At 57.1% G+C, this 7,183-nt stretch carries 5 protein-coding genes and 2 pseudogenes; 4 read left to right on the forward strand and 3 right to left on the reverse strand.

The features are described from left to right. Positions 1-254 precede the first annotated feature (254 nt). Positions 255-1,742, forward strand: coding sequence for a porin (locus K3F49_RS37775; protein WP_234685938.1), 1,488 nt, complete (start codon positions 255-257; stop codon positions 1,740-1,742). Between the two features lie 455 nt (positions 1,743-2,197). Here the strand turns inward: K3F49_RS37775 and K3F49_RS39575 are convergent, their stop codons facing one another. Together K3F49_RS39575 and K3F49_RS37785 are read right to left on the reverse strand one after the other, a co-directional pair. Further along, positions 2,198-2,719, reverse strand: coding sequence for a glutamine amidotransferase-related protein (locus tag K3F49_RS39575; protein WP_346657399.1), 522 nt, complete (start codon positions 2,717-2,719; stop codon positions 2,198-2,200). Continuing rightward, a complete protein-coding gene (locus K3F49_RS37785) occupies positions 2,643-3,149 on the reverse strand; it encodes a chorismate-binding protein (RefSeq protein WP_234685939.1) in 507 nt (168 codons plus the stop codon). Before K3F49_RS37785 ends, K3F49_RS39575 begins: the two co-directional genes overlap by 77 nt. Positions 3,150-3,623: 474 nt before the next feature. On the opposite strand from K3F49_RS37785, the pseudogene K3F49_RS37795 reads away from it, so the two are divergent. From K3F49_RS37795 to K3F49_RS37805, 3 genes and pseudogenes are all read left to right on the forward strand, one after another. After that, positions 3,624-3,885, forward strand: a pseudogene (locus K3F49_RS37795) (tyrosine-type recombinase/integrase); the annotation flags it as partial. A 306-nt stretch (positions 3,886-4,191) separates the two neighbouring features. After that, positions 4,192-5,460 carry a diaminobutyrate--2-oxoglutarate transaminase gene (ectB, locus tag K3F49_RS37800; RefSeq protein ID WP_234685941.1) on the forward strand — a complete coding sequence of 423 codons (1,269 nt, stop codon included), beginning with the start codon at positions 4,192-4,194 and terminating at the stop codon, positions 5,458-5,460. Between the two features lie 33 nt (positions 5,461-5,493). Beyond that, positions 5,494-6,381 (forward strand): crotonase/enoyl-CoA hydratase family protein, encoded by an 888-nt coding sequence (locus K3F49_RS37805; protein WP_234685940.1) that lies wholly within the window; start codon positions 5,494-5,496, stop codon positions 6,379-6,381. Between the two features lie 263 nt (positions 6,382-6,644). Here K3F49_RS37805 and K3F49_RS37810 read toward each other — a convergent pair. Further along, a pseudogene (locus tag K3F49_RS37810) lies at positions 6,645-7,183 on the reverse strand (IS5/IS1182 family transposase); the annotation flags it as partial.

Raw genomic sequence — 7,183 nt, forward strand, 5'->3', positions numbered from 1 at the left:
TGCGGGCGCAGACATGGAGGTTGACGAACGCTTCGTAGACTTAAAACCTGCGCATCTTGCCATTCAAACGCAGAATTTCGAGGTGACTTCGGCCCAAATAAGGGAACTTCGACGATAGGCGGCGCTAATATTGCCCACACGATGGAGATAAGCCGAACAAGGGGGGCCTCGAAGTCGTTCCGTCAAGCGCTCGCATTAGGCGAGCGCCCTAGCGGCGGATCTTTAACGGCGGAAACGAGCTTGGAGTTCTATTCATGAAGCTGGGAAAGAGCATTATCCTCAGTTCTGTGGCAATATTTGCTGGCGCGGGGGCGCAGGCGGCCGATCTTCCGATGAAGGCCAAGGCCGTCGAGTACGTGAAGGTCTGCTCGCTATATGGTGTCGGATTCTACTACATTCCGGGTACCGATACCTGCATCAGGCTGAGCGGGTATCTTCGTGCCCAAGCCGAGTTGGGGGGCAATAGTATTGCCATTGCACCCGACACCGGTGTGGCTGGCGCGCAGAACCGCCTCAGCAACTACTATACTGGCCGTGCTCGTCAGGGCGTGAATATCGATACGCGCACCGCAACCGAGTATGGCCTGGTCCGCACCTACGCCCAAGTCCTGTTCACTTGGACAACGGGTAGTTATACGGGTGCCGGCGGTGGTGCGACGACGACTAGCACCACCGGGCCCGCGCTGACTTTCTACGACGCTTTCATTCAGTTTGCTGGCTTTACGTTCGGTAGAGCGCAGTCGCAGTTCACGACGCCTTGGGCCGAATATCCGGCAAACTGGAACGAGCTACCAGGCGCGGGTGGTTGGGATCGGGTCAATCAGGTCGCCTATACCGCAGACTTCGGTCAGGGGATCACGGCCTCTGTGGCTGCCCAGGAACAGGTCCTCAATTACACAAGCAACATCTGGAACGTGAGCGGCGCGACGCCTGCAGGACTAGCCACCGGTGTGTACGGTGCCTCCGACTTCGGTGGCTCGCGCGCTCCAGACCTTGTGGCAATGCTTCGTGTTGACCAGGCTTGGGGCCTCTTCCAGGCGTCGGTCGCTGCTCACGAGAATCATGCTGCCTATTATGGCGCGACCGAGACTACTGGCCATCCCTCTGACAAGTGGGGCTGGGCTGGGCAGTTGGGATTGTCGATTAAGAACTTGCCGACAGGCCCGGGTGACACGCTCAACGTATCAGGCGTGTACGCCTACGGGGCGAGCCGTTATACCTTCAATGACTTTATGAACACCAGCTTCGCAAGGTATAATAGCACGAGTTTGGCGGGTGCGTACCAGAGTCTCGGACTTGCTGGTCTTTCCGACACAGTCTTCGTTACGGGCGAAGGCCAGCAGTTGACCACAACCTACGGCGTCAATGGTGGCTATACGCACAACTGGGATCCGCGCTGGGCCACTACTGTCTTCGGCGGGTGGGCTGCTGTCCGCTATAACGGCACAGCCAAGGGCTATATCTGCGGTGCGTTCGTCCCAGGCCTCGCGCTGTCGAGCGGGGTTGCGGGCTGTAACCCTGACTTCAACTATGCAACTGTCGGTACATACACCTCGTGGACGCCCGTCAAGAATCTGACCTTCTTGGCCGAATTGGCTTACACGATGCTGGACCAGAAGTTCGCGAGCGGAAGCACTGTCACGCTGCCAGTGCAGTCCAGTATCGCAAAGCCGGCTGGTACGTATGAGCTGAGGGATCAAAATAGCCTTACGCTGCTCCTCCACGCCCAGCGCAACTTCTGAGTCTCTGCCAGCTCTTCCCAACAAGAAACGGCTCTTCAGATAATAAGTTTGACTTCCAAGATGGCCTCCGGGATGCTCCCCGGAGGCTTTTTAAGTTTCAGGACCTAGACACAACCAATGTGCGAAACTGGCGTGGCATGTTGGTCGCGACGGCGCATCCACCTCGTGACCGGGGCATTGTTGCGGTTGGCGTGCCTCTGGGCGGTAGATCAGGATTTCTAACCGGCCGAAGATTCAATAAGAGCCCGCAAGATGATCGTAGTCGAAGAATTGTTATCCGTGATTGTGATCTAGCCCTCCGTCAAGGATCGCGGTAACTGGTGTCCCATTCCCGACATCAGAATATGAGGGCCGGCAGCATTCCAATGTCCGACCGAATATGAGGCTGTGCCGAGGTGCATAGTTCGCGCCGCTCCCACTGATGCTCATGCCTCGGCTAGCGCCAACCTACGCGTTTAGCGCGCCCAGCTAAGCGAGGCGATTCTGCCAAGGCGTGCGCTGAAGTTCTTCGATCGTGTAGACTGTCCAAGGCAGATGACGAGAATTGTAACGCGACCTGAAAGTTCGCGGACGACGCTGGTAGATATTTCGGGCTCAATTGGAGTTCGGGGACCGGGGGAGATGACCAGTGCGCGCGGCGCCAAGCCTATAAGCTCGGTGACGCTGGCGACGTCGTTCCGGATAACTCCGTTGCTGCACCAAACTTGCGGAAACAGCGGGCAATGTTGAAGACGAAGGAGCCGTAGCTGTCGATGATGATAGTCACAATGCACCGGTTCCGCACGAAACGCGTCAAAGATCCCGCTGCGCCCTGGCAGTGTCTCCTTGTATTCGGCCTTTGGATCCGAGATCGCAGTTATGCCGCTGCCCGCATAAAAACAACCCGGTCGTCGTCGATCGTTACAGTGCGATGACAATGTTCGTGTCCATGTGGCCGTTGAAGCGGATCGCCGCGCAATAAATCTCGCGCGCCACACGCTCGGTTCCCACAATAATTTCCATCGATCGCACCTTTGGCACCCCGGTAACGGAGCCGCCGGAAAAGCAGGCTCGAAGAAAGATGTATAGCGTCTTGGCCTCCTGCAAGTTCACCCGTATGACCGACACGAGCTGGTGCACCAAGGTATAGGATTCGAGGTCGCACAGTGCTGTAACTTCGATCGAATGCGTACTGCAAAGACGTGACAGATCGCGGCGTGCGAGGTCGACGACGATAATGTTCTCGGCACGGTCCTTTTCGGACGCAGGGAGGATTTCAGCGCTGCCTTGGTCTTCGTTCGACTCAGCGGAACGCGCGATCATGCCCTGACGGCGGCGCGTTTCGACTCGGCGTCCGCGAAGCTTTAGGAATTGTTCCGGCGAGCTCGATGCAATGGTGAGCTTCCCATAGCGCAGGAGCGCTTCCAAAGGGTGCTGGGTTCAGTGATTGTAGTTGGCAGGAGACGGCGAGCGGATCGAATGACGTCGGCAACCTGGCGCTGAAGCGCTGCGCAATGTTGGCTTGGAAGACGTGACCGGCCAAAATCAAGTCGATAACTCGCCTTACCGGGGCAATATAGCCCTCACGGCTAAAGTTCGAATGCCATACCCTACGCTTCTGGGGGAAGGTGTCCCGCGGCGGCTTTGGGCGGGCGAGCAGCGCAGCAGACTCATCGGCTTTATAGTGTGCACGCTCGCTCCGACGTGAGACGTAGATGCTGAATCGTTTCTACCGGATGGTCAGCGCGGTTAAGATCACGCGCGTTGTAAGCTGCGGCCATGTCGCAGTCGAACTCACCGTAGACCATAACGCCGATATTGTTGCCGAGTTGGTCCGTCTTGCGATGCGAGCAATCTCGAGCCGGCGAATGTGCAGGGTGCGGACCGACCGCTGCTCTTTGGCTAACCGCCGACGAGGTCGTGCGCTCCTTGGGAGCAATCCCAAGCCTCAAGAGCCGAACGGCGCTGACGACGGTCTATGCCGCCGGATTGCGCTTGTCTGAGGCAGTTTTGCTGAAGATCACGGACATCGACAGCTAGAGCAAAGGCGGCAAGGACCGTTGCGCCATGCTCTCTTCGCAGCTGTTGCGCATCCTGCGCAGCTATTGGCGGTTGGCTCGGCCCGCAGCGCAGGTTGTTTCCCGGCCACGACCAACTGGCCCCTTGATTCCACCGGCCTCAACCCGGATCTAATTTCGAAAGCACTGAGGGGCGTTCAGTTTCTGAAATCAACTTGAAGCGACATGAGTGTAACTCTGAATCACAGATACCACCAACCTTGGTAGGCCCATTGCTCCCAATTCTCAGGTAAATGAGCGAGCCGTTCTGGAAGCGCGGCGTCCAAGAGATGGCGCGCCGCACGTCCTAGGTAGCTATTATCTACAACTCGCGCATTCTGAGAGAAGTGTGCGTTTGCTCATCTGTTGCGGAGAATGCGACCATGGATGGATTGATTAGCGAGCCACGTAGAATGCAGGTTATTGAAGACCTTGAATCAAACGTCCGTTCGTACTCACGTTCGTTTCCTTCGATTTTTAGTCGAGCGCGTGGCTCGATCATGCTAACGGACGATGGTCGAAAGATCATTGACTTTCTCTCCGGCGCTGGAGCGTTGAACTACGGCCACAACAATCATCGGATTAGAGCGGCTCTTACCGAGTATCTAGCATCGGATGCCGTAATCCACGGGCTCGACATGGCCACTCCCGCAAAGCTCGAATTTATGAAGACCTTTAGCTCTGTCATACTAAAGGAGCGGGACCTGCAATACCGTTTCCAATTCACAGGCCCAACGGGGGCTAATGCTATCGAAGCAGCTTTAAAGCTCTCACGCAAAGTCACCGGACGTCAAAACATCATTTCATTTACGCATGGGTATCACGGCATGAGTTTAGGAGCGATTGCCGCGAGCGGTAGTCGTTTCTACCGCACAGCCAGCGGCGTTTCTTTGTCGGGCACGACTTTCATGCCCTATGATGGCTATCTTGGGTCCGCTCTGGATACGGCCGACTATCTGCGAACGATATTGTTAGACGAGAGCAGTGGCATCGACTATCCAGCTGCCATCCTCGTCGAAACTGTACAAGGAGAAGGCGGCATAAATGTAGCTCGCAGGGAGTGGTTGCAATCAGTTCAGGCTATCGCAAAAGCTGTTGGCGCCCTCTTCATCGTTGACGATATCCAGATGGGCTGTGGTCGCACGGGCGAATTCTTTAGCTTCGAATTCGCAGCGTTGTCGCCAGATATTGTCGTGCTATCGAAATCGCTAAGTGGGTACGGTCTGCCACTATCAATGTTATTGATCAAAGAAGAGTTCGACGCGTGGCGACCAGGGGAACACACGGGAACGTTTCGGGGTAACAACCTTGCGCTCGTATCTGCAGCCGCAGCCCTAGATATTTACTGGCGCTGTCGCACTTTCTCACGGGGCGTTGAGTGCATGGGAAGCCTCATGCGCCGCCGACTTGAGGCCATTGCATCCCAACATGGAAATGTTTTTGCTGTTCGAGGGCGGGGCATGGTGTTGGGGTTTGATTGCAGAACGACCGAAATCGCAGAGACCACCACACGCAAGGCATTCGAGAAGGGGTTGATCATAGAACGATGCGGACCTGTCGATCAGGTCGTAAAATTCTTGCCTGCACTCACGATAGATTCCGACACGCTAAATCAAGGCCTTGAGATATTCGAGGAAGCATTGACCGAAACATTAAAGCAAACCAAGCTCGCGGTGAGCTGACCGTTCATCCAGACGACAAGTGAAGGAAACACCATGTATGAGACCATCAAATATGATCTCGTCGAGAAGATACTCACTATCACCTTGAATCGGCCTGAGAAGCTTAACACATGTACCGCTATTATGGAGCGGGAAATGATCGACGCATTCGATCGCGCCGATAAGGACAATGATGTCCGCGCTATTATCGTGACCGGCGCAGGCCGAGCCTTCTGCGCTGGCGCCGATCTTTCCTCAGGCGCTGACACATTTGACCGCGACGCGCGGCGAGGGCCGGTGAAACGGCTGCCCGATGGCGCGGTCGACTATAGCGATCCACAGATCAGTGACGCTGGCGGTAAGATCACGTTGCAGATTTTCAAGTGCCTCAAACCCGTCATTGCTGCGGTGAACGGCCCGGCTGTCGGCATGGGCGCGACCATGCTGCTCGCGATGGACATCCGCATCGCATCTGAGGCCGCGCGCTTCGGGTTCGTGTTTTCACAGCGTGGCATCGTTCCGGAGGGATCCTCAACCTGGTTCTTGCCGCGCATCGTCGGTATCGCACAAGCGCTGGAGTGGACTTACAGCGGGCGGGTATTCCCGGCGCAGGAGGCGCTCGCCGGCCGACTAGTCAGCAAGTTGGTACAGCCCGATCAACTGCTGCCAACGGCGCGTGCGCTCGCCTGCGAGATCGCCCAGAAGACCGCACCCGTATCGGTCGCGCTGACCCGGCAGATGATGTGGCGCATGCTGGGTGCCGATGATCCTATGGAAGCTCACAAGATCGAAAGCCGCGGCATCTATGCAAGAGGCCGTTCCGCCGACGCAAAGGAAGGCGTCTCAGCGTTCCTGGAGAAGCGGCCCCCGGTTTTCCAGGACAAGGTGCCCGCCGACATGCCGGACTATTTTCCATGGTGGACGGAGCGGGAGTACGAATAGTGAGTCCGCATTCCGGGCCAACCGATGTGCAACCAAAACCGTGCGTCTGTGATGTTGCTTGATGAGACACCGACCCATGGCAGATCACGCCGCGCGAGGGTCGAAGCCGAGGTGGAAGAGGGAGTCAATTTCGGCGAGGAGGGCTCTTGCCGAGCGGGAGTTGCATTCTGGATTGCTTGAAAGGATGAGCGCAGGCCTTCGGCGCCACCGGGCCGCGGCAGCATACGAAGTTGCACGTTTCAAATGGCTTCGTTAGTCGTCCGTTAAGAAGCCTGATTGAGCGACACTAGGGCGCGCGGGCGCCATAATGGGAATAGGAACAGGCACCGGAGTTCTCTCGGCCAGGCGAGGATGCGCCGGAAGTTGTAGCGGATGGCTGAGAGGATGACGTTAGCGGCATCGCCCGCGCGACCTCTAGTGACCTTCGGCTTTCAGGTGCCCGGTGATGGGTCGATGGTGGACCCGGCGAGGCAGCTCGCGTTTATGACATCGAAGAAGCCGAGCGTCTGGCCGGAGATGAAGACGCGACGGGGATTTTCGCGCTGTCGTGGCCGTTGACACAGGCCTGCTCGATCGCACAGCCGGTGAGTATCTCGGTGCGGTCAACAAGGTGTACCGTCGTGCGGTTATCGGCCATCGCCTCGGTGTGCAGCATGAATAGGCTACGGGGAGCACCGAGATTGTCGGTGACGATGGAGGCCTTCACCCCAAACTCGTAAGGAGCGGCGGCCTTGCCCTTGCCGAAGCACTCCACCTCCGGGACATAGAGGTAATAAAGCTTGAAGCCGCGCTGGCGCGTCTC

This window comes from Bradyrhizobium monzae (assembly GCF_021458635.1).
Classification (GTDB): domain Bacteria; phylum Pseudomonadota; class Alphaproteobacteria; order Rhizobiales; family Xanthobacteraceae; genus Bradyrhizobium.